This is a genomic window from Pseudomonas ovata (assembly GCF_003131185.1).
GTDB classification, from domain to species: Bacteria; Pseudomonadota; Gammaproteobacteria; order Pseudomonadales; family Pseudomonadaceae; genus Aquipseudomonas; species Aquipseudomonas ovata.
The window spans coordinates 39,600-63,076 of the sequence record NZ_QFFU01000019.1; the positions used below are offsets into that span (position 1 = coordinate 39,600).

General features: G+C 63.6%; 24 protein-coding genes and 1 tRNA gene. 10 read left to right on the forward strand and 15 right to left on the reverse strand.

The genetic code is table 11. The annotated features are described in order from the left end of the window. Window positions 1-40: 40 nt before the first annotated feature. The 14 genes from DGA31_RS21175 to DGA31_RS21240 form a co-directional block, all read right to left on the reverse strand. Window positions 41-1,408: a sensor histidine kinase gene (locus DGA31_RS21175; protein WP_109513875.1), complete on the reverse strand. Its 1,368-nt coding sequence runs from the start codon at window positions 1,406-1,408 to the stop codon at window positions 41-43. Then, window positions 1,405-2,067, reverse strand: coding sequence for a response regulator (locus tag DGA31_RS21180; RefSeq protein ID WP_109513876.1), 663 nt, complete (start codon window positions 2,065-2,067; stop codon window positions 1,405-1,407). The genes DGA31_RS21175 and DGA31_RS21180 overlap by 4 nt, the downstream gene beginning before the upstream one ends. A gap of 11 nt (window positions 2,068-2,078) precedes the next feature. Continuing rightward, window positions 2,079-2,723 carry a tetratricopeptide repeat protein gene (locus DGA31_RS21185; RefSeq protein ID WP_109513877.1) on the reverse strand — a complete coding sequence of 215 codons (645 nt, stop codon included), beginning with the start codon at window positions 2,721-2,723 and terminating at the stop codon, window positions 2,079-2,081. Beyond that, the gene (locus DGA31_RS21190; RefSeq protein WP_109513878.1) at window positions 2,720-3,529 is read right to left on the reverse strand and encodes an SDR family oxidoreductase; all 810 of its coding nucleotides are present in this window, start codon (window positions 3,527-3,529) and stop codon (window positions 2,720-2,722) included. Before DGA31_RS21190 ends, DGA31_RS21185 begins: the two co-directional genes overlap by 4 nt. Continuing rightward, a complete protein-coding gene (locus DGA31_RS21195; RefSeq protein ID WP_109513879.1) occupies window positions 3,516-4,190 on the reverse strand; it encodes an iron-containing redox enzyme family protein in 675 nt (224 codons plus the stop codon). Before DGA31_RS21195 ends, DGA31_RS21190 begins: the two co-directional genes overlap by 14 nt. Next, window positions 4,187-5,668 carry an AMP-binding protein gene (locus tag DGA31_RS21200; protein ID WP_109513880.1) on the reverse strand — a complete coding sequence of 494 codons (1,482 nt, stop codon included), beginning with the start codon at window positions 5,666-5,668 and terminating at the stop codon, window positions 4,187-4,189. Before DGA31_RS21200 ends, DGA31_RS21195 begins: the two co-directional genes overlap by 4 nt. Then, window positions 5,658-6,335, reverse strand: coding sequence for a thermostable hemolysin (locus tag DGA31_RS21205; RefSeq protein WP_109513881.1), 678 nt, complete (start codon window positions 6,333-6,335; stop codon window positions 5,658-5,660). The genes DGA31_RS21200 and DGA31_RS21205 overlap by 11 nt, the downstream gene beginning before the upstream one ends. 377 nt (window positions 6,336-6,712) lie before the next feature. Continuing rightward, the gene (locus tag DGA31_RS21210) at window positions 6,713-7,150 is read right to left on the reverse strand and encodes a hypothetical protein (RefSeq protein WP_109513882.1); all 438 of its coding nucleotides are present in this window, start codon (window positions 7,148-7,150) and stop codon (window positions 6,713-6,715) included. Continuing rightward, window positions 7,147-7,431 (reverse strand): hypothetical protein, encoded by a 285-nt coding sequence (locus tag DGA31_RS21215; RefSeq protein ID WP_109513883.1) that lies wholly within the window; start codon window positions 7,429-7,431, stop codon window positions 7,147-7,149. The genes DGA31_RS21210 and DGA31_RS21215 overlap by 4 nt, the downstream gene beginning before the upstream one ends. A gap of 625 nt (window positions 7,432-8,056) precedes the next feature. Further along, complete coding sequence (locus DGA31_RS21220; protein WP_056842147.1) at window positions 8,057-8,356, reverse strand: cupin domain-containing protein; 300 nt, start codon at window positions 8,354-8,356, stop codon at window positions 8,057-8,059. Window positions 8,357-8,819: 463 nt separating this feature from the next. After that, window positions 8,820-8,895, reverse strand: a tRNA-Phe gene (locus tag DGA31_RS21225). 101 nt (window positions 8,896-8,996) lie between these two features. Further along, on the reverse strand, window positions 8,997-9,269 hold the full coding sequence (locus DGA31_RS21230) for an oxidative damage protection protein (RefSeq protein ID WP_056842148.1): 273 nt from the start codon (window positions 9,267-9,269) through the stop codon (window positions 8,997-8,999). Next, window positions 9,266-10,333, reverse strand: coding sequence for an A/G-specific adenine glycosylase (mutY, locus tag DGA31_RS21235; RefSeq protein WP_109513916.1), 1,068 nt, complete (start codon window positions 10,331-10,333; stop codon window positions 9,266-9,268). The genes DGA31_RS21230 and mutY overlap by 4 nt, the downstream gene beginning before the upstream one ends. Window positions 10,334-10,347: 14 nt before the next feature. Continuing rightward, window positions 10,348-12,579, reverse strand: coding sequence for an AsmA family protein (locus DGA31_RS21240; RefSeq protein ID WP_109513884.1), 2,232 nt, complete (start codon window positions 12,577-12,579; stop codon window positions 10,348-10,350). 413 nt (window positions 12,580-12,992) lie between these two features. Between DGA31_RS21240 and DGA31_RS21245 the strand changes: the two genes are divergently transcribed. Beyond that, window positions 12,993-14,654, forward strand: coding sequence for an OFA family MFS transporter (locus DGA31_RS21245; protein ID WP_109513885.1), 1,662 nt, complete (start codon window positions 12,993-12,995; stop codon window positions 14,652-14,654). Window positions 14,655-14,849: 195 nt separating this feature from the next. Here the strand turns inward: DGA31_RS21245 and DGA31_RS21250 are convergent, their stop codons facing one another. Beyond that, window positions 14,850-16,211: an amino acid permease gene (locus tag DGA31_RS21250; protein ID WP_109513886.1), complete on the reverse strand. Its 1,362-nt coding sequence runs from the start codon at window positions 16,209-16,211 to the stop codon at window positions 14,850-14,852. 191 nt (window positions 16,212-16,402) lie between these two features. On the opposite strand from DGA31_RS21250, the gene DGA31_RS21255 reads away from it, so the two are divergent. The 9 genes from DGA31_RS21255 to DGA31_RS21295 all read left to right on the forward strand — a co-directional run bounded on the left by DGA31_RS21255 (window position 16,403) and on the right by DGA31_RS21295 (window position 23,457). Next, on the forward strand, window positions 16,403-16,894 hold the full coding sequence (locus tag DGA31_RS21255; protein WP_236709490.1) for an Lrp/AsnC family transcriptional regulator: 492 nt from the start codon (window positions 16,403-16,405) through the stop codon (window positions 16,892-16,894). A 192-nt stretch (window positions 16,895-17,086) separates the two neighbouring features. After that, on the forward strand, window positions 17,087-17,710 hold the full coding sequence (locus DGA31_RS21260; RefSeq protein ID WP_056842153.1) for a YitT family protein: 624 nt from the start codon (window positions 17,087-17,089) through the stop codon (window positions 17,708-17,710). 27 nt (window positions 17,711-17,737) lie between these two features. Next, window positions 17,738-18,934 carry an amino acid aminotransferase gene (locus tag DGA31_RS21265; RefSeq protein ID WP_109513887.1) on the forward strand — a complete coding sequence of 399 codons (1,197 nt, stop codon included), beginning with the start codon at window positions 17,738-17,740 and terminating at the stop codon, window positions 18,932-18,934. Window positions 18,935-19,252: 318 nt separating this feature from the next. Further along, on the forward strand, window positions 19,253-19,846 hold the full coding sequence (gene hisB, locus DGA31_RS21270) for an imidazoleglycerol-phosphate dehydratase HisB (RefSeq protein ID WP_056842155.1): 594 nt from the start codon (window positions 19,253-19,255) through the stop codon (window positions 19,844-19,846). Next, entirely contained in the window at window positions 19,846-20,484 is a 639-nt protein-coding gene (gene hisH, locus DGA31_RS21275) for an imidazole glycerol phosphate synthase subunit HisH (RefSeq protein ID WP_056842156.1), read from the forward strand. The genes hisB and hisH overlap by 1 nt, the downstream gene beginning before the upstream one ends. A gap of 5 nt (window positions 20,485-20,489) precedes the next feature. Beyond that, window positions 20,490-20,750 (forward strand): DUF2164 domain-containing protein, encoded by a 261-nt coding sequence (locus DGA31_RS21280; protein ID WP_109513888.1) that lies wholly within the window; start codon window positions 20,490-20,492, stop codon window positions 20,748-20,750. Window positions 20,751-20,843: 93 nt separating this feature from the next. Further along, window positions 20,844-21,581: a 1-(5-phosphoribosyl)-5-[(5-phosphoribosylamino)methylideneamino]imidazole-4-carboxamide isomerase gene (gene hisA, locus DGA31_RS21285; RefSeq protein ID WP_056842158.1), complete on the forward strand. Its 738-nt coding sequence runs from the start codon at window positions 20,844-20,846 to the stop codon at window positions 21,579-21,581. Window positions 21,582-21,830: 249 nt separating this feature from the next. Next, window positions 21,831-22,601, forward strand: a complete 771-nt coding sequence (gene hisF / locus DGA31_RS21290) for an imidazole glycerol phosphate synthase subunit HisF (protein WP_056842159.1) — start codon at window positions 21,831-21,833, stop codon at window positions 22,599-22,601. Window positions 22,602-22,698: 97 nt separating this feature from the next. Further along, a complete protein-coding gene (locus tag DGA31_RS21295) occupies window positions 22,699-23,457 on the forward strand; it encodes a substrate-binding periplasmic protein (protein ID WP_056842160.1) in 759 nt (252 codons plus the stop codon). Window positions 23,458-23,477 lie beyond the last annotated feature (20 nt).

The following is a 23,477-nucleotide window of genomic DNA, read 5'->3' on the forward strand; positions in this document are numbered from 1 at the left end:
AAGCGGGCTTACCGGGTTACAGGTTTGCTGCATGACAGCGCTAGCGCCTGAGCAGCTCCAGGGTTGCCTTCAGGCCGCCGCCGGGGCGGTTTTCAAGCCTGACCTGGCCGCCCAGGCGTTTGGCGATGGTCTGCACGATGGTCAGGCCCAGCCCTGCGCCCTGCGCGTTGCCACGGCTGTAGAAGCGTTCGAACAGCCTGTCCCGCTCTGCTTCGTCGATGCCGGGGCCTTCGTCTTCGACGCTCAGAACCAGATGGGTGTCCAGGCTTGCCAGCCGTACGGCGATCAAGCCTTGCGGCGGGGAAAAGTTCGCGGCGTTGGTGAGCAGGTTGTGCAAGGCGATGGTGATGGCCGATGTGTCGAGGCGCACCTGATAGTTGCCTGGCTCGACATGTAATTCAAGCTCCAGGCCCTTGTCGAGCAGCCAGGCGCTCAATTGCACCAGGCTGTCGCGCACCGTGTCTTCCAGGTCGACCTTCGGGCCTGTGGGCCCCCCGGCCTGTGGTTCGAGACGGGCCATGGTCAGCAACTGGTTGACCAGCCGGTCGGTGCGGTCCACGCCGCTGATCAGGTGATAGAGCGACTCGCGGCGTTGTTCCTCGGTGCCTGCTTCCAGCAGGTTCTGCGCATGCACGCGCAGCACCGCCAGCGGCGTGCGCATTTCATGCGCGGCATCGGCGATGAAGCGCCGCTCGCGACCCAGGGCGGCCTGGATCTGGGCCAGCATGCGGTTCAGGGCCGACTGCATCGGTTCCAGCTCTGTGGGCAGCGGCATCAGTTGCAACGGCTCCAGGGCGCCGGCGTGACGGGCCCGCAGGGTAGCGGCCATGTCTGCCAGAGGCTTGAGTCCCCAGCCGATCGCCAGCCAGACCAGCATGGCGAGGATCAGGCTGCCCAGGACATTGGGCCACAACGTATGGCGCAGGATGCGCGACACCAGGTCCGAGCGCACATCATCACGCTCACCCACCCAGATGCGCAGCTGGTTTTCCTTGTCTTGCAACAGAAAGGCCCGCCAGGTGCGATGGTTGAGGTCGACCACGTCGCTGAAGCCGGGCGTGGTCGGTGCCGGCTCGAAGGCCGGGGCGCTGGCGGTCCTCACCAGCACTTCGCCCTGGGGGCTCCACACCTGAAACGCGATCTTGGCTTCATAGGGATGCCCATCGACCCGTGGCATGGCTTCACCCAGGGCCTTGTTGAAGGCCTGATACAGGTCGGCATGTTCCTGCGCCGCCAGCGGCATGCGCATGATGCCCTGCAGCAGCCGTGCACTTTGCGCCAGCTGGGCGTCGTACACCTCGGCGATTTCATGGTTGCTGTCGTGCACGTTGAGCAGGCTGATCACCAGCAGGCCGCTGAGCAGCAGGCCGATGATCAAGGTAAGGGTGCGCCGCCGGATCGAGGTCATGGATGCTGTTCCACGCGGTAGCCGACACCGCGAATCGTGCGGATCAGCCCGCTGGAGAACTTCTTGCGCAGATGATGAATATGCACTTCCAGGGTGTTGCTCTCGGCTTCATCGTTCCAGCCATACAGCAACTGGGTCAGGCGTTCACGGGTCATGACCCGGCCGGGCGGTGAAAGCAGTTCGTGCAGCAGTTGGTATTCCTTGGGCGTCAGTGCCACCGCGCTGCCCTGGTAGGTGACCTGCTGGGTGCCGGGGTCCAGGCTGATGCCCGCGTGCTGGATCAGCGCGCTGGCCCGCCCGGCACTGCGGCGCAACAAGGCGCGCAGCCTGGCCTTGAGTTCGGCCAGGTCGAAGGGTTTGATCAGGTAGTCGTCGGCGCCGGCATCCAGCCCTGCGATCCGGTCTTCGGTGGCGTCCCGGGCGGTCAGAATCAGCACCGGCAACGCCGAGCCGCTGTGGCGCAGCCGGCGTAGCACTTCCAGGCCATCCAGGCGTGGCAGGCCCAGGTCCAGCACGGCAAGGTCGAACGTCTCGCTGAGCAGGGCATGCAGGGCCAGGCTGCCGTCCTCAATCCAGTCCACCGTATAGCCTTCACGGCCCAGCGCCTGATGAATGCCTTGCCCCAGTGCCACGTCGTCTTCGATCAGTAATAGCCGCACTGCAGCTCCTGTCATGTGTTCTTGTTCAGCTCTGCCAGCAACGCCTCGATGTCCTGGCGCCGGCCGGCATCGGCATTTTCACGCCCTGGTCGTGGCGGCGCCTGCAAAGCTTTCTGCAAGGCGGCACGGGCCTGATCGTAGTGTTTCTGACGGTAGAGGTGATCACCCCAGAAGTACAGGCTGTCGATGCCATTGGGGTTGAGTTTCAGGGCTTGCTGCAGCAGTTGCCCGGCCTTGTCGGCATCGCCGAAGCCGACCGGCCAGCCAGGCACGCGGTCATAAAGGGCCGCCAGGCTGGTGTAGGCCGAGCCTTGCAGGGCTGTCGGGTCCAGGCTCAGGGCTTTTTCCAGGTCGGCCTTGGCGGTCTTGACCTTGCTCAAGGCACCCAAGCCGCCCTGTGCGCCTGCCCAGCTGCTGGTGACGATACCGGACCAGATCCAGGCTTCTGCTGCAGTGGGACGGTCATGGGTAAAGGCGGCGGTCTGGCTGGCGAGTTGTTCGAACGCGTCGGCTTTCTGCCCGGCGCCAGTGCTGTACTGGATGACCGCCCAGCGTTGCTGGATATCGGCCAGGCGTTGCTGGTCACCGGTGTCCAGCGCGGCCCAGGCGCTCTGGCTCAGCAGGCCGATCAGGGTGCAGATGGCGAGTCTTTTCATGATTCAAGGCGCTCCTTGGCAGGTTTCTGGCTCAGGTGACGAATCAGCGGCAAGTGCTTGCGCAGACCACGATCCACCAGGTGTGGAAGCAAGGCGTTCAGGCGCACGAAGAACCGCTCGGGCCAGCCCAGGTAAAGGTCGCGGTAGTCGCTGTCAATGGCGTGGAGCACGGCCGAGGCCACATGCTGCGGCTCATCGACACCCGACTTGAGGGCGTCATTGAGTGCCTCGGCGGCCGGACTGTTCATGCTGGTGCGGGTTGCGCGCGGGGCGACGTACAGCACCTTGACGTGGGTGTCGGCCAGCTCTCGGCGCAAGGCTTCGGAGAAGCCGCGCAGGGCGAATTTACTGGCGCTGTAGGTGGCATAGCCGGGGTAGGCGATGGAGCCGTAGGTCGACCCAACGTTCACCACCCGGGCGTGCTCGGCCTGGCGTAGCAGCGGCAACAAGGTGCGCGTCAGGCAGATGGGCGCGCTGATATTGAGCGCCAGCATGGCGTGGATCTCGTCGTCGTCCAGGTGTTCGAGCATCGCAAAGCGATTGACCCCGGCTGCGTTGATCAGCAGGTTGATGCCACCGCTGGCCTGCGCTGCCAGCAGGATCCGCTGCCGGTCGGCTGCCTGGGTCAGGTCCGCTTCGATCCAGGCCAGGTGCTGTGGGTAACACTGCAACAGCGGCTCCAGGCTTTCGCGCCGGCGCGACACGGCCATCACCCTGGCGCCCTTGGCGCACAGGGCGGTCGCAATGGCCAGGCCGATGCCGCCACTGGCACCGGTCAGTACCACGCGGGTATCACTCAGGCGCATGGGTTGGCCCTCCATCCTGTGGAAGACTGCGGAACATGTCGGCATACAACCGATAGACCACTCTGGAGGCATGGATCACGGCGGCCTGGTCGTGTGGATCTTCCAGGCGGTCCATCAACTGGCGATAGGTCTGCATGTGTTCGATATCCAGCGAGCCATGGGAGTTGAGGTAGCTGAACGCCGTGTCCGGCAGGTCAAGGTGAGCCTGGATGCTGCCAGCGGCGTGGGTGGCCAGCGCAATGCTGGTGCCTTCGAGCACGTTGACCATGCCGAACAGGCCCACCGGATTGCCACGGGCGATCAGGTCGTAGAGGTAGCTGACCATCAACTCGACAGGCAGGTCTGGCTGGCCTTCGCGCACGGCCACCTTGTCGCCCCCGCAGGCTGCGATATCGTTGAGCACCCAGGCCTCGTGGCCGTACTCGTCCTCGATATAGTCGCAGACCGCCTTGCGCAGCCATTCCAGGCGCGACGGCAGGCGTGCACCGCAAGCCATCATCAGCGGCACGGTATGGCGTACATGGTGATAGGCCTGTACCAGAAAGGCCCGGTAACTGATCAGGCTCACCTTGCCCGCGAGGGCATCGCGGATGACCGGCAGGTCGAACAGGGCCTGGCGTTCATGCCGGGTCGCTTGTTGCAGCGTATCGAAAAAGCTCATGGTGCGATTTCCTCGGGCAGATCTTCAGCGGTCAGTAACGGGTGATAGCGTTCGATGATGGCGTCGCGGCGTGGGCGACCGTTGGCGGTCAGCAGGCCGTTACCGGGCGTAAAGGGCTGGTCCAGGCGGCTCCAGCGGTGAATCCGGGCATAGTCGGGCAGTGCATGGTTGGCGTGTGCCACGGCGGTAGCCAGTTGTTCGTCCGAACAGTCCGGCAGGCAGGGCCAGAGCAGCGCATGGTTGCGCGGCATGGCTTCACCATGGACAAAGGCCTGGGCGATTACACCGCGCTGGGTCAATTCGGCCTCGACCCATTCCGGGTTCACGTTGCGACCGAAACTGGTGATGAACTGGTACTTCTTGCGCCCCTTCAGGTACAGGAAGCCGTCGCTGTCCAGCTCACCCAGATCCCCGCTGGGCCACCATTCGTCCGTGCGAGGCGGCTCGCCAAGGTAGCCAAGCATGAGCGCACCCTTGATCAGCACTTCACCATCGTCGGCCAGGCGCACCTGCAGGTGCGGCAGTGGTCGTCCTGCGCTGCCGGGGCGGCAGGCCTGCGGCTGGTTCAGGCACACCACCGAAGCGCATTCCGATAGCCCGTAGCCTTCGTACAGCGGCATGCCGAGCCGCTGCGCGCGCATCAGCAACGCCGTGGACACCCGTGCACCGCCCACCGCCGCAAAGCGCAAGGTGGTGGGGTTGAAGGCCCGTTGTTCGGCGGCACTGACCAACAGCAACAGCAGTTGCGGCACCAGGATCACACTTTCTGGCGCGCGCTCGACCAGCACCTTCAACAAGCGCGGCGCATCGACGCTTGAGGCGCCCTGGATGCCGAGGGTCTGCAGGCCGGGCACGCTCAGTGTCGCCCCGGCCAGCAAGGCGGCGTAGCACCCCAGGTTCTCCAGCAGCACAGCCAGCGGCAACAGCGCCAGGTGATGGCGCGGCTCAGTGAGGGCGCAGGCCTCGTGCAGGGCGCTGGCCACCCTCAGCAGACTGGCGGCGCTCAGGCACACCCCTTTGGGCGTGCCCGTGGTCCCCGAGGTGAAAGTCAGTTTGGCGGTGCCTGCGGGCATCAGGCTGTCGGTGGCACAGGATCGGTGCCAGAAGTCGCCGCGCCGTGTGTAGCCGGCCGCCTGCAGCTCGGTGGCGAGGGCCGGTTCGGCAATTACCAGGCTGGCCGCGCTTCGGACCAGGCAATGCTGGCGCTGGGCCGGGGTGAAGAAGCCCGGCAATGGCACACACGTGAGGCCTTCCAGCAACAGGGCCAGGTCCCACAGCATGGCCTCCACGCCGTTGTCCAGCGCCAGGGCGACCACCCTGGCGTCTTCGGCGCGCAGCCGTTGCTGCCGGTGCGTCACCTCGGCATACAGGGCGGCATAGTCCAGTTTCAGGTCATCGCCCCAGAGGGCGAGGGCATGGGGCGTGCATTCAGCGTGCGCTTGCAGTGCCAGGTGGAACTGTTCCAGTTCAGGCGACATGGCTGCACTCCGTCCTGCAGGTCGGCAGGCCCAGGCGATTGAACAGCCCGATGTTGCGCAGATGATCGAAGCCTGCGCGAATATTGCCCACATGCACCTGTGGCTGGCTCTGGTAGTAACTGCCCCAGGCGTGTCGCTCCTCGCCGAGGCGAAGCGGGTCGGCAGGGCCCAGACTCTGTGGCTTGAGCCCCAGGCGGTGAAAGCTGTTCACCAGTCCCCTGCTGCCCGTGAACGCGACCCACTCCAGGCCGCCCATGGCGAGCAGGTAAGTGATGGCAATGATGCTCAGCCGGGCGCTGCCGGTGTCGGCGGCAGCCAGGTTGCCCACCTCGACCAGGGTGTGGCGTTCGACGGGTTGCTGGTCGGGACGGCTGATCAGCGTTTGCAGGGCCGCATCCACGTAGTGCTCCAGAAACAGCGGCCCGCGGCTGGCCAGTCGCACGCCGGCCACTGCGCAGAGGGCGCCATCGGTATCGCTTATGCCGAACAGCTCGGGCATGAAGTGCTGGATGCGGGCGCCATGGGCCTTTTCAAAGCGCGTCTGGATAAACCTTTCGTACAGACTGCGCTGCATGTCGTCGGGCAGGACACGGCTCAGGGTCAGAGGCGTATCGGATAGCGCACCGAAGTGCAGGGGCAGCGGGATATTCCAGTCGAAATCGGGCATGGGGCATCGCCTCCCGGGCGTTAAGTGGGGAGGAGTATTCGAGGGAATTCTTAATGCAGTCTGAAGATGGCCGGACGCGCCCACCCGGTGTCACTGACAAAACGCCAAGGCGGCACGCTGTCGCGCAGCAAAACATGGGTCCGGTAGCGCGCTTGCCGGTATGCCGGACCACGGCGACCGGCTGCGTTGGCCGTCGTAAATGTGTGGCGTATTGCAGATCTCTGCGAGCGCTTCGCACTCGATCGCCGGCAAGCCGCCTCCCACAGTATCGTGCCAGGCCCGAAATCCAGGGCGACATCACACCTGTGGGAGGCTGCTCGGCTGCGGGCGGCGATCCGACGGTGAGGCCGGTAGGGGCGACGCCTATGCCGTGTCAGTCAGCCCTCGCCAGCAGAGCACTGCATCTGTTCACGTATCTCCTGTGCCGTCCGCCCTCGGGTCTCTACCTTCGAGCCTTGTGCCTGCAACCGGGTAATTTCCTCCTCGGTCAGCCCCAGCTCACGCAAGCCCTCCAGCCATTGCTGAAAGCGCTTGGGCGCGGTCTGCCGGGCGTTGGGCCCCTTGGCCCGCAAACACGCCTCACACCTGTCCCCCGGGTGCGGCCTGGCGGCCCAAGTGCCCGGTCGCCGGTATTCATAGCGGCCACACTCGCAGCGGCACAGCCACAGCGTGCCTTTGCCCGAGCGGCTGGCGCGATACCAGGCAATGGCCGTCATCTTGCCGCGTTGCCTGCCGGTGTAGTCCGTGGCCTGCGCCGGGCGCGGTGAGAGGCTGGGCAGCGTGTCGAAACCCGGGTGCGCGTTGGAAGGGTTCATACGCGCCTCCATTGGCGCGCAATGCCGATCAGCGCTCGACCGATCTGGCCGTTGTTGATCGTATGGCCATGCACGAAGTCGTCGGCCGAGGCGAGTGGGCGGGCCTGCACCGTGGCGTCGGCGCTGGCGATCAAGGCGCTTGCAAGCTCGGCCTCGGCGGCCGTCAGGAAGGGGCCGAGCAATGGCCCGGTTACCTTGGGATGATGGACAAAGAACAGCTCGGTGGCTTTTTTCGGGCAAGCCGATCCCGTTGGCGCTGAAGCGCCGTTTTTATTGTTCATGAGGTTTTCCGCTGGCCCTGCGGCCTGGAATGCAGCACATCATCGCGGTCACCAGGAGGGTGAGGCGATCCCGTTGTGTCAGGGGGTGATCTGGCTACGCCGGGGCGGTATGGGCCAGGCGTGGGTTCAGGGGGCTTTGTCTGGATGCAGGCAAGAACGTCATTGGAAGGCTCCTATCGTTGAGGAACTGCCACGGTTCGCCGTCAAACGAATAAGGGTGGCAGTTGTGCGCGGGTTGACGGACCAGGACGATAGGACCCGGCAGACCGTGAGGTCTCCCGCGCACAACCGCCATAACAGAATATGCGGGCACAAAAAAAGCGCCTGCAATCGTGATGGGGGGCGCCTGTGCGCCTATCGTTGGTCGGGCCGTCAAACCCGGTCACTGGATTTACAGCGACAGTCGAACGATAGCTGCGAGAGGACGTGTGTGCAACCGGAAGCGCGCTGATACAGCGCTTTCGTACAGCACGCATCGGACCGCCGTAGGAGCGCGCTTGCCCGCGACCGAGTGCGTAGCGCTCGCAAAATTTGTGTGGCCGCTGAAAATTTACGACTGCTAACGCAGCCGGTCGCGGGCAAGCGCGCTCCTACGGCAGCGGTCCGGAGCGGCTGGATGACGCTGTCATTGTGCGTCGACCAGAAACAGCGTCCCGTAGCTTCCCTTGAGCACTCTGTGCTGTTTTCCGGCGGGGACGACATGAAAATCCCCTGCGCGCATGACTATCACTTCTCCTTCGACTTCAAGGCTCATTTGCCCGTCGATGAGTAGAAGCGCCTCATCAAATTCATTGTGGGTTTCATAGGGAATGCCATTCGCATCCATTCGGATAACTTTAAGATTGGCGCCTCCGGTCGTGCCAAGAATGCGCGATCGCCATGCGTCTGGCAGCAAAGCCGCTTCCTCGACCAGATTCCTTGCCATATTTCCTGCTTATTGTTTATGAGGTGGCTTATAAGTTCGGCCTGAGTCTATACGGCCAGAACAGGCAGCTTAGAGGAAGCGCCTGAAGTCTGCATAAGATCCATAAGGCATAACCATAGGCGGACACGTGTGCCTGGGGAGTGGTCGGGTCGCGCCGCCCGGTCACTGAATGTGCAGTGACAGGCAAGCCATAGCGGCGAGCGGGTGTGTGCAGCCGCAAACGCGCGGGCATATCAGGTAGGAGCGCGCTCTGCCCGCGACCGAGTGCGCAGCGCTCGCAAAATTTGTGTGGCCGCTGAAAATTTACGACTGCTAACGCAGCCGGTCGCGGTGGTCCGGCATCCCGGCAAGCGCGCTCCAGCGGTCCGGAGCGGCTGGATAAAAATTCCAGGCAACAAAAAACCCGCACTGGGCGGGTTTTCTGTTTGTTCAGATGCTGCATGCACCATCTGAATCTTAATGATGGTGCCCAGAGACGGAATCGAACCGCCGACACGGGGATTTTCAATCCCCTGCTCTACCGACTGAGCTATCTGGGCAACGGGGCGCATTAAACGTCTTTTTCGGCAGGTCGTCAAACTTTTTTTTGAAAAAAATCTGAATCTTTACCGCAGCTTACGTCCGGCACCCCGAAAACCCTTTATTTCTCGGGGGCGACGTAGCCTTCGGCTTGGGCGTATTCCTCGCCGGAGAAGTACTTGTCCATCTCGGCCTGGAGGAATTTGCGGTCCTCGGCGTTCATCATGTTCAGGCGACGTTCGTTGATCAGCAGGGTCTGGTGCTTCTGCCAGTCGGCCCAGGCTTTCTGCGAAACGTGGTGGTAGATGTCTTCGCCCTTGGCGCCGGGGTAGGGCGGGCGCTCCAGGGCGGGGAGTTCTTCTTTGTACTTGCGGCACATAACGGTACGGGTCATGACAACTCTCCTGCGTTCAATACGTCGGCTGCGTGTTTGAGCAGCTTCTTCACCGGGGCGGCAAGGCCCAGGCGCGGTGGGGTGGCGAGGTTATACCAAAGCCAGTCGGCCTCGGCCACGCAGGCGGCCTGGGGCTGCACCCGGACCAGCCAGGGCTCGATGCTGAGCTGGAAGTGGCTGAAGGTGTGCAGCACGCCCGGCAGCGCCTGGTGGCTGCCCAGCGCCAGCGCGTGCTGGTCGGCCAGGTGTTGCAGGTCGTCGAAGGCGTCCAGCTCCGGCAGGCTCCACAGGCCGCCCCACAATCCGGTGGACGGGCGGCGGTACAGCAGAATTTCGCCCTGGGCGTTGGCCAGCAGTGGCATCAGCGTGCGTTTCTGCGGAATGGTCTTGCGCGGCTTGGGGATCGGGTAGCGCGTCTCCAGGCCCAGCAGGTGCGCTTCACAGCTGCGCTCCAGCGGGCACAGCAGGCAGCTGGGCTTGCTGCGGGTGCACAGGGTGGCGCCCAGGTCCATCATCGCCTGAGTGTAGTGGTTGGCCCGTGCATGGGGGGTGAAGTGCTCGGCCACAGCCCACAGCTGGCGCGCCACGGCCGGCTCGCCGGGGTAGCCTTCCTGGGCCACGTAGCGGGCCAGCACGCGCTTGACGTTGCCGTCCAGGATCGGCGCCCGGATGCCCATGCTAATGCTGGCGATGGCGCCGGCGGTGGACAGGCCGATGCCGGGCAGTTCGATCAGTTGCTCGACACTGCGCGGAAATTCCCCGCCGTGCTCGGCCATGACGATCTTCGCGGTCTTTTGCAGGTTGCGGGCGCGGGTGTAGTAGCCCAGGCCCGTCCACAGGTGCAGCACTTCATCTTCGGGGGCTTCGGCCAGCGCCTGCACGTCGGGCAGGGCGGCCATGAAGCGGTCGAAATAGTTGAGCACTGTGCTGACCTGGGTCTGCTGCAGCATGATTTCCGAGACCCAGACCCGGTACGGGTTGATGCCTTGCTGCCAGGGCAGGTCGTGACGGCCATGCACGTCGAACCAGTCCAGCACCGCCTGGGAAAACTGCTCAGGCGGCAGTGCGTGTACGGCATTCATCGATTGAACAGCCCTTTGAGTGCGTCTTTGAGTTCCGGGCTGACCTTGTCGCCCAGTTTTTCGTCGATCTTTTCACCGATCTTGTCGCGGGCTTCGTCGCCCAGCAGCTTGGCGGCGATCTGCGTCAGGCCTTCTTTTTCGACGCGGCAGGCCTTGGCGCCCAGTTCCAGCGGGCCACGGCAGCGCATCGGCCACTCCAGGCCCACGTAGCGTTCGTTGACCTGGCAGGCCGGGTCCGGCATCTCGCCCTTGTCGCCTTCGATGACGATGCCCACGCGGTAGTCCATGCCCAGCACGCGCAGGTCGACATCGCCGCGACCGTTGACCGTCAGGCCGGGAATGCGCGCCTTGAGGTCCGGGTTGCTGGCCACGCCGTTGCGGATCGCCAGGCTGCCGGTCAGTTGCTGGAAGGGGGTGTCCTTGCCGCGCGGCTCGCCGGTCAGGGGTTTGCGGTTGAGAAAGGCGATGCCCTGGCACAGTTGCTGTTCCAGGTTGGCGTTGACCAGCACGCCGTTGGCCAGAGAGAAGCTGGCCGTACCGTCGAGGCTGTCGATCAGGGCTTTCTGGCTGTTGCCCTGGCCGGCCAGGTCGGCGGTCAGGGTCAATTGGCCACGCACCGGCGGGGTCTGGCCCTGGCTTTCCAGCACGCGCTCGACCGGCACCTTGATCACGCGGGTCTGCACGCTCAGTGCCGGGGTGTCCTGGCGGGCGTCGAGGTTGCCCTGGGTTTCGAAGTGGCCGTTGTAGAGGTCGCCGCTCAGGCTGTCGAGGCGGATCACGCCATTGGCGGCCTGGGTCTTGAGCAGGGCGTTGTTGATCGGCAACTGGTTGATGGTCAGCTTGCCGAAGCTCAGGTCGGCCTGCACGTCCAGCTTGCGCAGGCGCTCCAGCGGCAGCAGTTTGTCGCTGCTCCAGGCGGCTTTGCTCGGCTGCTCGGGCAGTGGCGTGGTGCCGGCCCCGGCCACGGCGGCGGCTTCGCTGCCTTGCACTTCGGCCTGGCGCGCGGCCTTGGTGCCCTTGGTGGTTTCGCTTTCGGCCGGGCGATAACGATCGGCGTTGAAGGTGTCGGCCTTCAGTTGCAGGCGCAGGGCCTGGCGGGCGAAGTCGTCGACGGCAATGCGCCCGGTGAAGGTGCTGTCGTCGAGCTTGAGGTTGAGCTCATCGAGCACCAGGCTGGTGGGCGTGCCGCTCAGGCGGGTGGCCATCTCGATCTTGCTCAGGGCGCCTTCGCTCATGGCCGGCAGCGGCTGGCCGATACCGTCGAGGAAGGTGCGCAGGTCGAACTGGGCGATCGACAGGCCGCCGCTGATCTGCGCGGTCTTGTCCAGGTCACGGGCGCGCAGTTCACCCAGGGCACGCAGCTGGTTGACCGACACCTTCAGGCTGTTCCATTCGGCGATGTTGGCGGTCAGGTCGGCCAGCAGTTGGCCCTGGGCCACGAAGGTGACGCTCTTGCCTTGCAGCGGTTCGCCGGCCAGCTCGCCGGACAGGCGCATGTCTTCGAACTGGTAGCGCTTGAGTACCCGGTCCAGGCGCAGGTTGCCGACCAGTTCGGTGCGGGCGCGCACCACAGGCTGGTTGGTGTTGAGAAAGGCGGTGAGCTTGAGGGCGATGTCGGCGCCTTCGCGCACCGGGCCGGTGCTCAGCTGGATGCTCTCGGCGGTGTAGGTCTTGCCGGTGGTTTCGTCGCTGTACTGCACCCGGGCGTTGTTCACCGTCAGGCTGTCAATGTCCAGCTTGAGCGGGCGCGAGGGTTTTTCCGGCTCGGTCGGCGCAGGTGCCGTGCCGTCAGCGGGCCGGGCGGGGGCTTGTGCGGTGCCGTTGGCCGGCTTGCCGATGTCTTCCCAGTTGCCGTGGCCGCTCTTGTCGCGCAGCAGGATCAGGTTCAGGCCTTCGACGCGGACATCGCTCATCTGCACTTCACGGCGCAACAGCGGCAAGACGCGCACCGACAGGCCGAGCATGGTCAGGTCGGCGAATGGCTGGTCCGGCGCGGCCAGGGTCGCGACCTGGGCGTCATGCAGTTCCAGGCCCAGCCAGGGAAACAGACTCCAGCCGATATCGCCGTTGAGGGTCAGTTCGATATTGGCCTTGTCGCGGGCCAACTGGCGGATTTCGTCTTTGTAGTCGTTGGGATCAAACAGATGGGTCAAGGCAAAGCCGAGAGCCACGATGATCAGCAACAACCCGAGGACGAACAGCCCCAGAATTTTGCCGAACGCTTTCATGGGCGGGGTCCTTGTGGTCGATCAGTTGAAAGTAACGGGTGAGTATACCGATCTCACCGTGCTGGCGGGCGTGGTGGCTCACTGCGCGCAACCAGGCCGACGAGCGCCGCGATAACGGTCGGCTGGCTAGTTGCCCGTTAGTTGAATAGCGGCATGGCCATTCGCCAACTAATGGTTATTGGTCTTGTCTATTAAGCGATAGATGATCTGTATTGATTGGCGTCTGAAAAATATGTAACAAGGCAATTTAATGGCGCTCGCAAGTGTTAATCTTGCGCCCCGTCGATCAGGTGCGGCTTTTTGCCACATCGCTGTAACCCGCTGAATATCAAGAAAAGTTTTCATCACAGGGAAGAACTAAGGGTTTTTCGGCGTTATCTCCTGCGAGCATTCCTTACATTGGGGTCATTACAATGAGTACACCCACAGCGTCGGGCGCCAACAGCGCTCCACCTGCGTTCTTGTCCAAAGAGCGCATCATTGCCAAGCCTGGCTTCAATCGCTGGCTGGTTCCACCGGCCGCCCTGGCCATTCACCTGTGCATCGGCATGGCCTATGGCTTTTCGGTGTTCTGGCTGCCGCTGTCCAAGGCCATCGGCATCTCCTCACCGGTTGCCTGTTCGCCCGACATGGGCTTTTTCGCCCAGATGTTTGCCTCGACCTGCGACTGGCAGATTTCGATGCTGGGCTGGATCTACACCCTGTTCTTCATCTTCCTGGGCTGCTCGGCGGCCATCTGGGGTGGCTGGCTGGAGCATGCCGGCCCGCGCAAGGCCGGTGTTGTCTCGGCGCTGTGCTGGTGCGGTGGCCTGCTGATCTCCGCGCTGGGCATCCATACCCACCAGATCTGGCTGATGTGGCTGGGCTCCGGCGTAATTGGCGGTATCGGCCTGGGCCTGGGTTATATCTCGCCGGTGTCGACCCTGATCAAGTGGTTTCCGGACAAGCGCGGCATGGCCACCGGCATGGCGATCATGGGCTTTGGCGGCGGTGCGATGGTCGGTGCGCCACTGGCCACGGCACTGATGAACCACTTCGCCACGGCCGAAAGCGTCGGCGTATGGCAGAGCTTCGCGGTGATGGCGGCGATCTACTTCGTGTTCATGATGGGCGGCGCCCTGGGCTACCGCGTGCCGCCGACCGGCTGGAAGCCGGAAGGCTGGACCGCGCCGGCCAAGAAAGCCGGCAACCAGATGATCACTGACCGCCATGTGCACGTCAGCGTGGCCTGGAAAACCCCGCAGTTCCGCCTGGTGTGGCTGGTGCTGTGCCTGAACGTGTCGGCCGGTATCGGCATCCTCGGCATGGCCTCGCCACTGCTGCAGGAAGTGTTCGCCGGCAAGCTGCTGGGCAACGGCCTGACGTTCAGCGAGCTGAACGCCGACCAGCTCAAGGCCATCGCGGCCATTGCCGCCGGCTTTACCGGCCTGTTGAGCCTGTTCAACATCGGCGGGCGGTTCTTCTGGGCGTCGTGCTCGGACTACATCGGGCGCAAGGCCACGTACTTTGTGTTCTTTGCCCTGGGCTTTGTGCTCTACGCTTCGGTGCCGACCCTGAGCCACATCGGCAGCATTGCCCTGTTCGTGGCGGCGTTCTGCGTGGTGCTGTCGATGTACGGCGGCGGTTTTGCCACCGTGCCAGCCTACCTGGCCGACCTGTTCGGCACCCAGATGGTCGGTGCGATCCATGGTCGCCTGCTGACTGCCTGGGCTGCCGCTGGCGTGCTGGGCCCGGTGCTGGTCAACTATTTGCGCGAATACCAGCTCAGCCACGGCGTGGCGCGGGCCGATGCCTATGACATCACCCTGTACATCCTGGCGGGCCTGCTGGTGCTGGGCTTTATCTGCAACCTGCTGATCCGCCCGGTGGCCGACAAGTACTTCATGACCGACGCGGAGCTGGCCGCCGAGCGCGCCATCAGCCACGACAAGAGCACTGGTACCACTGCCGTGCTGGAGTGGAAAGCCGCACCGGGCAGCGCGCCGCTGGTGATTGCCGCCTGGCTGGCAGTGGGTATCCCGCTGGCGTGGGGTGTGTGGGTGACCTTGCAGAAGACGGCGGTGTTGTTCAACTGAGCCAGCCCCTGCATCACCGTAGGAGCGACCATCGGTCGCGAAAGGGCCGGCATGAACGAAGCGTTGATGCCGGCCTGTCGACAGTCTTCGCGACCGCTGGTCGCCCCTACGTTCGTATGGCGGTCCCTATGGGATCGCGGTACAGCCCAATGAAAAAAGCGCCCTCGCAGGCGCTTTTTTCATGGGCGGAGAAAATCAGAGAATCCTGTCGATATTGATCTTGATCCGGTAAGCCACGGTCAGTGCCACCAGCCAGATCGGCATGGCGATCACCGAGCTGCTGATGCCCGGCGTCAGGTACATGATCACCAGGATCCCCAGCAGAAAGGCCAGGCAGAGGTAGTTGGTCAGCGGGTAGCCCCAGCTCGGAAAACGCGTTACCTGGCCGTCCCGGCGCTTGATGGCGCGGAATTTCAGGTGGGTGAGGGTGATCAGCACCCAGTTGATCACCAGCGAGGCCACCACCAGCGCCATCAGCAGCTTGAAGGCTTCACCTGGCATCAGGTAGTTGACCAGCACGCACAGGCCGGTGGCCGTGGCCGAGACCAGCAGGGCGTTGATCGGCACGCCGCGGGCGTTGACCTTGAGCATGGCCCTGGGCGCGTTGCCCTGGGCGGCCAGGCCGAACATCATGCGGCTGTTGCTGTACACGCAGCTGTTGTAGACCGACAGCGCGGCAGTCAGCACCACGACGTTGAGCAGGGTGGCGACGATGTTGCTGTCCAGGTCATGGAAGATCAGCACGAACGGGCTGCCGCCGCTGACCACGTTCTGCCACGGGTACAGGCTCAGCAGCACGGCCAGGGCGCCCACGTAGAAGATCAGGATGCGGTAGATCACCTGGTTGGTGGCCTTGGGGATGCTGCGCTCGGGGTCCTGGGCCTCGGCGGCGGTGATGCCGATCAGCTCCAGGCCGCCGAACGAGAACATGATGAAGGCCATGGCCATCAGCAGGCCCTTGATGCCGTTCGGGAAGAAGCCGCCATGCTGCCAGAGGTTGGCCACCGAGGCTTGCGGGCCGCCGGTGCCGCTGGCCAGCAACCAGCTACCGAAGGCGATCATGCTGATGATCGCCAGCACCTTGATGATCGAGAACCAGAACTCCATCTCGCCGAAGATCTTCACGCTGGTCAGGTTGATCAGGTTGATGATCACGAAGAACACCGCCGCCGACACCCAGGTCGGTACGTCCGGCCACCAGTACTGCACGTACAGGCCCACGGCGGTCAGTTCGGCCATGCCCACCAGCACGTACAGCACCCAGTAGTTCCAGCCGGACATGAAGCCGGCCTGTGGGCCCCAGTAGCGGTTGGCGAAGTGGCTGAAGGTGCCGGCCACCGGCTCCTCGACCGCCATTTCGCCCAGTTGGCGCATGATGAAAAAGGCGATCAGGCCGGCCACCGCATAGCCCAGGATCACCGAAGGACCGGCCATCATGACGGTGTGCGCGACGCCCAGAAACAGACCGGTGCCGATGGCGCCGCCCAGGGCGATCAACTGGATGTGCCTGTTCTTCAAGCCGCGCTTGAGCGGTTCAGGCTTTGCAAGTTGGGTCATTGGAGTCCCCGTAGGTAAAAGACGGATCGGCCCGGTAATCAAGGTCCGGGCTCTTTGATGAAGTGGATATAGCAAGGCAGGTGCCCGTTTTCAGGGGCGTGATTCTGCACGTTGCGCCGGCTCACGGATAGATCAATTAAGCTGATAGGCTTCGCGGCCTGGATCCCTATCAAGCGTGGGCGAACGTCTCAATGAAAATGAATGAAATCGACGACTTCGATCTGAAAATCCTGACGCTGTTGCAAGCCAATGGCCGGCTGACCAACCAGGAACTCAGTGACCTGGTCGGGCTGTCAGCCTCGCAATGTTCACGGCGGCGCATTGGCCTTGAGCACAATCACCTGATTCTCGGCTACCACGCCCGTATCGCGCCCCAGGCCATGGGCCGCGAGGTGCTGGCGATGATCGAGGTGCGCCTGATCAGCCATCGCACCGAGCACCGCGAGCGCTTCCAGTCGCTGGTGGCGACCCTGCATTCGATCATCGACGCCTACAAGACCACCGGTGATGCCGACTACACGCTCAAGGTGGCAGTGGCCAACCTGGACAGCCTGAACCGCTTGATGGAGCTGATCACTGCCAGCGACAGCGTGGCGCATATCAAGACGGCGGTGGTGCTGGAGCGCTTGAAAGAAAACAGCGTTGTGATCGTCGCTGAAGAGGCACCTGCTGCACTGTCTTGAGGCATAAGGCGGATTTGTGTGCGTAAATAATGCATCTATATTCATCTTGTCGTTTATTTCGCGCATGTATAAACATCTATTCGCGAGCAATGACCTTATTGAGTAATATCTACGCTCATTGTGTGAGTGTCGTGCGACTCAGGGATCGAAGACGCAAACGCCCACGGTTTTCGATCCCCTCCGAGCAGCACCATGACTTCGACCGTTACCTGCGATAAACGCCTGGCCACCCGGCACTCGACCCAGGAAGACATCTTTGCAGTGGTCATTGCCACGGCGATGATTTCCTTTGCTGTCCTGCTGCTGCGCCAGGCCGGCGTCATGACCGGCGGCACCGCCGGCATCGCGCTGTTTCTGCATTACAGCTACGCCGTGCCGTTTGGTGCGGCATTCTTTGCGCTCAACCTGCCGTTCTATTACCTGGCGCTGCGGCGCATGGGCGCGGCCTTCACGCTCAAGACCTTTTGCGCGGTGGGGCTGGTGGCGTTCTTCTCCGATTTCCATCCCCGTTTCATCCATATCGACCAGTTGCAGCCGCTGTACGCCGCCCTGGTGGGCAACGCGCTGCTGGGCGTCGGATTCCTGATGCTGTTCCGCCACAAGGCCAGTCTGGGTGGTGTTAACATCCTGGCCTTGTATATCCAGGACCGGTACGGCTTCAAGGCCGGCTGGTCGCAGATGGTGGTCGACCTGTGCGTGCTGGTCGCCTCGCTGAGCTTTATCAGCGCGCCGGTGCTGGCGTTCTCGGTGCTGGGTGCGGTATTGCTGAACTTCATCATTGCGCAAAACCACAGGGCCGACCGTTACTCGGCCTGATTCATCCAACTTCAGGAGTTTGTCCGCATGCTTGCCCACGTGGAGTCGTACGCCGGTGACCCGATCCTTTCGCTGATGGAAACCTTTGGCAAGGATCCGCGCACCGACAAGGTCAATCTGAGCATTGGTCTTTACTATGACGCCCAGGGCCGCATCCCGCGCCTGGACACCGCCGTGCAGGCCCAGCATGAGCTGGAGGCCGGCGAGCAGGGCGCCTGCGTGTACCTGCCGATGGAAGGCCTGGCGCCGTATCGCCTGGCGGTGCAGAACCTGCTGTTCGGCGCCGGGCACCCTTTGCTTGAAGCGCGCCGCGTGGCAACCATCCAGACCGTGGGCGGTTCGGGTGCACTGAAAGTGGGGGCGGACTTTCTCAAGTACGCCTTCCCGGACTCGCAGGTCTGGGTCAGTGACCCCACCTGGGAAAACCACATCGCGCTGTTCAGCGGCGCGGGCTTCAAGGTCAACACCTACCCGTACTTCGACAAGCGTACCGGTGGCGTAGACGTCGAGGCCATGCTCGCTACCCTGCAGGGCCTGCCGGCACGCAGCATCGTGCTGCTGCACCCGTGCTGCCACAACCCCACTGGCGCGGACCTGAACACCCAGGAATGGGACCGGGTCATCGAGGTGGTCAAGCGCAACGAGCTGATCGCCTTCATGGACATCGCCTACCAGGGCTTTGGCTACGGCATGGAGCAGGACGCCTACGCGATTCGTGCCATGGCCGAGGCTGGCGTCACCACGCTGGTCAGCAACTCGTTCTCGAAAATCTTCTCGCTGTACGGCGAGCGCGTCGGCGGCCTGTCGATCGTGTGTGAAGACGCCGAACTGGCCGAGCGCGTGTTGGGCCAGCTCAAGGCCACGGTACGCCGCAACTACTCCAGCCCACCGGTGCACGGTGCGCAGATCGTGGCCCGGGTGCTCAATACGCCGGTGCTGCGCGAACAGTGGCTGGCTGAAGTCGAAGCCATGCGCACGCGCATCATCGAAATGCGCCAGCGCCTGGTGACGGTGCTGGCCGAGAAGGTGCCGCAGCACGATTTCAGCTTCATCACCCGCCAGCACGGCATGTTCAGCTACACCGGCCTGACCGCCGAGCAGGTCGAGGAACTCAAGGACACGCACGGCGTGTACCTGATCCGCAGCGGCCGCATGTGCCTGGCGGGCCTGAACGACAGCAACGTCGACCGCGTCGCCGACGCCATCGCCAGCCTGTTCAAGTAAGCGCTGCCTTGCGGGAGGCGTGCTCCCTCCGTAGGAGCGACCAACGGTCGCGAATGCGGGCCTTCAGGCGCTGAAGGGGCTGGATGTGCCGGCCCTTTCGCGACCGTTGGTCGCTCCCGCAAGATGTATGGCCGCGTGCTGAATACGGGTTCGGCCCACCCTCCGGCCCTCCCGCTAAGGTCATTGATCTTCTGTAAATCCCTCCGCTCGGCGGGCCGGTCGCCATCAAATCGCCTTCCTGTCGTCTCTTGGCTTCATGCCGGGCGCTTCTGGGCCTATAATGGCCGCCTTTTTCGCTACTGATTTGCGGAGCTGGTGATGGCCGAACGTAAGGCATCCGTCGAGCGCAATACTCTGGAAACCCAGATCAAGGTCTCGATCAACCTGGATGGCACCGGAAAGGCCCGATTCGATATCGGTGTTCCCTTCCTTGAGCACATGCTTGACCAGATCGCCCGGCACGGGCTGATCGACCTGGACATCGAGTGCAAGGGCGACCTGGCCATCGACGACCACCACACCGTGGAGGACGTCGGGATCACGCTGGGCCAGGCTTTCAGCCAGGCCATCGGCGACAAGAAGGGCATCCGTCGCTATGGCCATTCCTATGTGCCTCTCGATGAAGCCCTGTCGCGCGTGGTCATCGACTTCTCGGGCCGTCCGGGCCTGCAGATGCATGTGCCGTACACCCGTGCGGTGGTCGGTCGTTTCGACGTCGACCTGTTTCAGGAATTCTTCCAGGGCTTCGTCAACCACGCCCTGGTCAGCCTGCACATCGACAACCTGCGCGGCACCAACACGCACCACCAGATCGAAACCGTCTTCAAGGCGTTCGGTCGCGCGCTGCGCATGGCCGTCGAGCTCGACGAGCGCATGGCCGGGCAGATGCCGTCGACCAAGGGTGTGCTCTGATGCAGACAGTAGCCGTCATCGACTACGGCATGGGCAACCTGCACTCGGTCGCCAAGGCACTTGAGCACGTCGGCGCCGGCAAGGTGATCATCACCAGCGACGCCAAAGTGATTCGCGAAGCCGACCGCGTGGTATTCCCCGGTGTCGGCGCGATCCGCGACTGCATGGCCGAGATCCGCCGCCTGGGCTTTGACACGCTGGTGCACGAGGTGAGCAAGGACCGTCCGTTCCTGGGCATCTGCGTCGGCATGCAGGCCTTGCTCGAGCGCAGTGAAGAAAACGACGGCGTCGACTGCATCGACCTGTTCCCCGGCCAGGTGAAGTTCTTCGGCAAGGACCTGCACGAAGACGGCGAGCACCTCAAGGTGCCGCACATGGGCTGGAACCAGGTCACCCAGGCCGTCGACCACCCGCTGTGGCACGACATCCCGGACCAGGCGCGCTTCTACTTCGTGCACAGCTACTACATTGCCGCCGGCAACCCGCGCCAGGTCGTGGGTCGCGGGCACTACGGCGTCGACTTCGCCGCCGCCCTGGCCGAAGGCTCGCGCTTTGCCGTGCAGTTCCACCCCGAGAAAAGCCATACCCACGGCCTGCAACTGTTGCAGAACTTCGTGGCCTGGGACGGGCGCTGGTAAGCCGCATGAGCCGAGCCAAGTCCCGCACGCCCACCCTGAAGCTGACCCCCGAACAGGAGCAGGACGCGATCCACACGCTCAAGCGCCTGTTCGCCGAGCGTTTCGAACTGGAGCTGGGCTCGTTCGAGGTGGCCGAGGTGCTGGAACTGTTCGGCCGCGAGATCGCACCGCATTACTACAATCGAGCCCTGTTCGATGCCCAGCAGTTGCTCAAGGAACGCTTCGAAATGATCGAAAGCGACCTGTGGGCGCTGGAAAAAGATTAAGAGAGCGCACGACGACCCGTAGGAGCGGCTTGGGCCGCGAGCGGTGGCGTCTGTTTCGCGGCTCAAGCCGCTCCTACGAATCAAGGAAAAACAATGCTGATCATTCCTGCAATCGACCTCAAAGACGGTGCGTGCGTGCGCTTGCGCCAGGGCCGCATGGAAGACTCCACGGTGTTTTCCGATGACCCGGTCAGCATGGCCGCCAAGTGGGTCGAGGGTGGCTGCCGCCGCCTGCACCTGGTCGACCTGAACGGCGCCTTTGAAGGTCAGCCGGTCAACGGTGAGGTGGTCACGGCCATTGCCAGGCGCTATCCGCACCTGCCGATCCAGATCGGTGGCGGCATTCGTTCGCTGGAAACCATCGAGCACTACGTCAAGGCCGGTGTCAGCTACGTCATCATCGGCACCAAGGCGGTCAAGGAACCCGAGTTCGTGGCCGAGGCCTGCCGGGCGTTTCCGGGCAAGGTGATTGTCGGCCTGGACGCCAAGGACGGTTTCGTCGCCACCGACGGCTGGGCCGAGATCAGCACAGTGCAGGTCATCGACCTGGCCAAGCGTTTCGAGGCCGATGGCGTCTCGGCGATCGTCTACACCGACATTGCCAAGGACGGCATGATGCAGGGTTGCAACGTGCCGTTCACCGCCGCGCTGGCGCAGGCCACGCGCATTCCGGTGATCGCCTCCGGTGGCATCCATAACCTGGGTGACATCAAGACCCTGCTGGACGCCAGGGCGCCAGGCATCATCGGCGCGATCACCGGCCGTGCGATCTACGAAGGCACCCTGGACGTCGCCGAGGCCCAGGCTTTCTGCGATAACTACACGCGCTAACAACGCTCGCTAACAGGTAGGAGCGCGCTTGCCCGCGACCGAGTGCGCAGCGCTCGCAAAAGTCTCGGAAACGCCACAATTTTACGACTGCTAACGCAGCCGGTCGCGGTGGTCCGGCATACCGGCAAGCGCGCTCCCACAACCGGAGGCTGCGTTAGCAGTCGTAAATTTTCAGCGGCCACACAAATTTTGCGAGCGCTGCGCACTCGGTCGCGGGCAAGCGCGCTCCTACAACCGGAGATTGACCCCATGGCTTTGGCCAAACGCATCATCCCTTGCCTGGACGTCGACAACGGCCGTGTGGTCAAGGGCGTCAAGTTCGAGAACATCCGCGATGCCGGCGACCCGGTGGAAATCGCCCGGCGCTATAACGAGCAGGGCGCGGACGAAATTACCTTCCTGGACATCACCGCCAGCGTTGATGGCCGCGACACCACGCTGCACACCGTCGAGCGCATGGCCAGCCAGGTGTTCATCCCGCTGACCGTGGGCGGTGGCGTGCGCACCGTGCAGGACATCCGCAACCTGCTCAATGCCGGCGCCGACAAGGTGTCGATCAACACCGCCGCGGTCTTCACGCCCGAGTTCGTTGGCGAGGCTGCCTCGCGTTTCGGCTCGCAGTGCATCGTGGTGGCCATCGACGCCAAGAAGGTCTCCGGCCCCGGTGAACCTCCGCGCTGGGAGATCTTCACCCACGGCGGTCGCAAGCCGACCGGGCTGGATGCCGTGGAGTGGGCGAAAAAGATGGAAGGCCTGGGCGCCGGTGAAATCCTGCTGACCAGCATGGACCAGGACGGCATGAAGAACGGCTTCGACCTGGGCGTGACCCGCGCCATCAGCGATGCGCTGGGCATTCCGGTGATCGCCTCGGGCGGCGTCGGCAACCTGGAACACCTGGCGGCCGGTGTGCTCGAAGGCCATGCCAGCGCCGTACTGGCGGCCAGCATCTTCCACTTCGGCGAATACACCGTGCCCGAAGCCAAGGCCTACATGGCCCAGCGTGGCATCGTGGTGCGCTGAGCCGACTGGCTGCCGGGGCGGGCAAACGTTCGTCCCGGTAGACAGCCTGGCTGCTTCGCGGCACTCTGCACCGGTCGTCATGTTCGAGTCCCGGAATATGCTCAAGGGTCTTTTGCTTGTCCTGCTGGGTCTGGTTCCTTTGCTCAGCGCCGTGGCGCGTGGCGGTGAGGGAGGCGTGCGCAAGATCGTCCTGCTGACCGAGAACTACCCGCCGTACAACATGGCGATCGACGGTCGCAACTTCGCCCAGGGCAGTAACCTCGATGGCATCTCGGTGCAGATCATGCGCGAGACGTTCAAGCGCGCCGGGGTCGAGTACAACCTGACGCTGCGCTTTCCGTGGGAGCGGGTCTACAAGCTGGCCCTGGAAAACCCGGGCTACGCGGTGTTCTCCACGGTGCGCACGCCCGAGCGCGAGCCGTTGTTCAAGTGGGTCGGGCCGATTGCTCCGGTGCAGTGGGTGCTGCTGGCGCGGGCCGACAGCCCGATCGTGGCGCTTACCGACCTTGAGCAGGCCAAGAGCTACCGCGTAGGCGCCTACAAGGGCGACGCGGTGGCCGAGCACTTGCTGCGCCAGGGCTTCGATCCGGTGCTGATGCTGCGCGACCAGGACAATCCGCGCCGGCTGGTCAACGGTCAGCTCGACCTGTGGGCGACCGCCGACCCGGTCGGCCGCTGGCTGGCGCGCCAGGACGGCATCACCGGACTCAAGACCGTGCTGCGCTTCAACAAGGCCGAGCTGTACCTGGCGCTGAACAAGGACACCCCGCAACCCTTGGTGGACCGCTTGCAAAAAGCCCTGGACCAGATGCGCGCCGAAGGCCTGATCGAACAGATCATGGACAAGTACTTGTAGGGCGCGCGATACCGATCAAT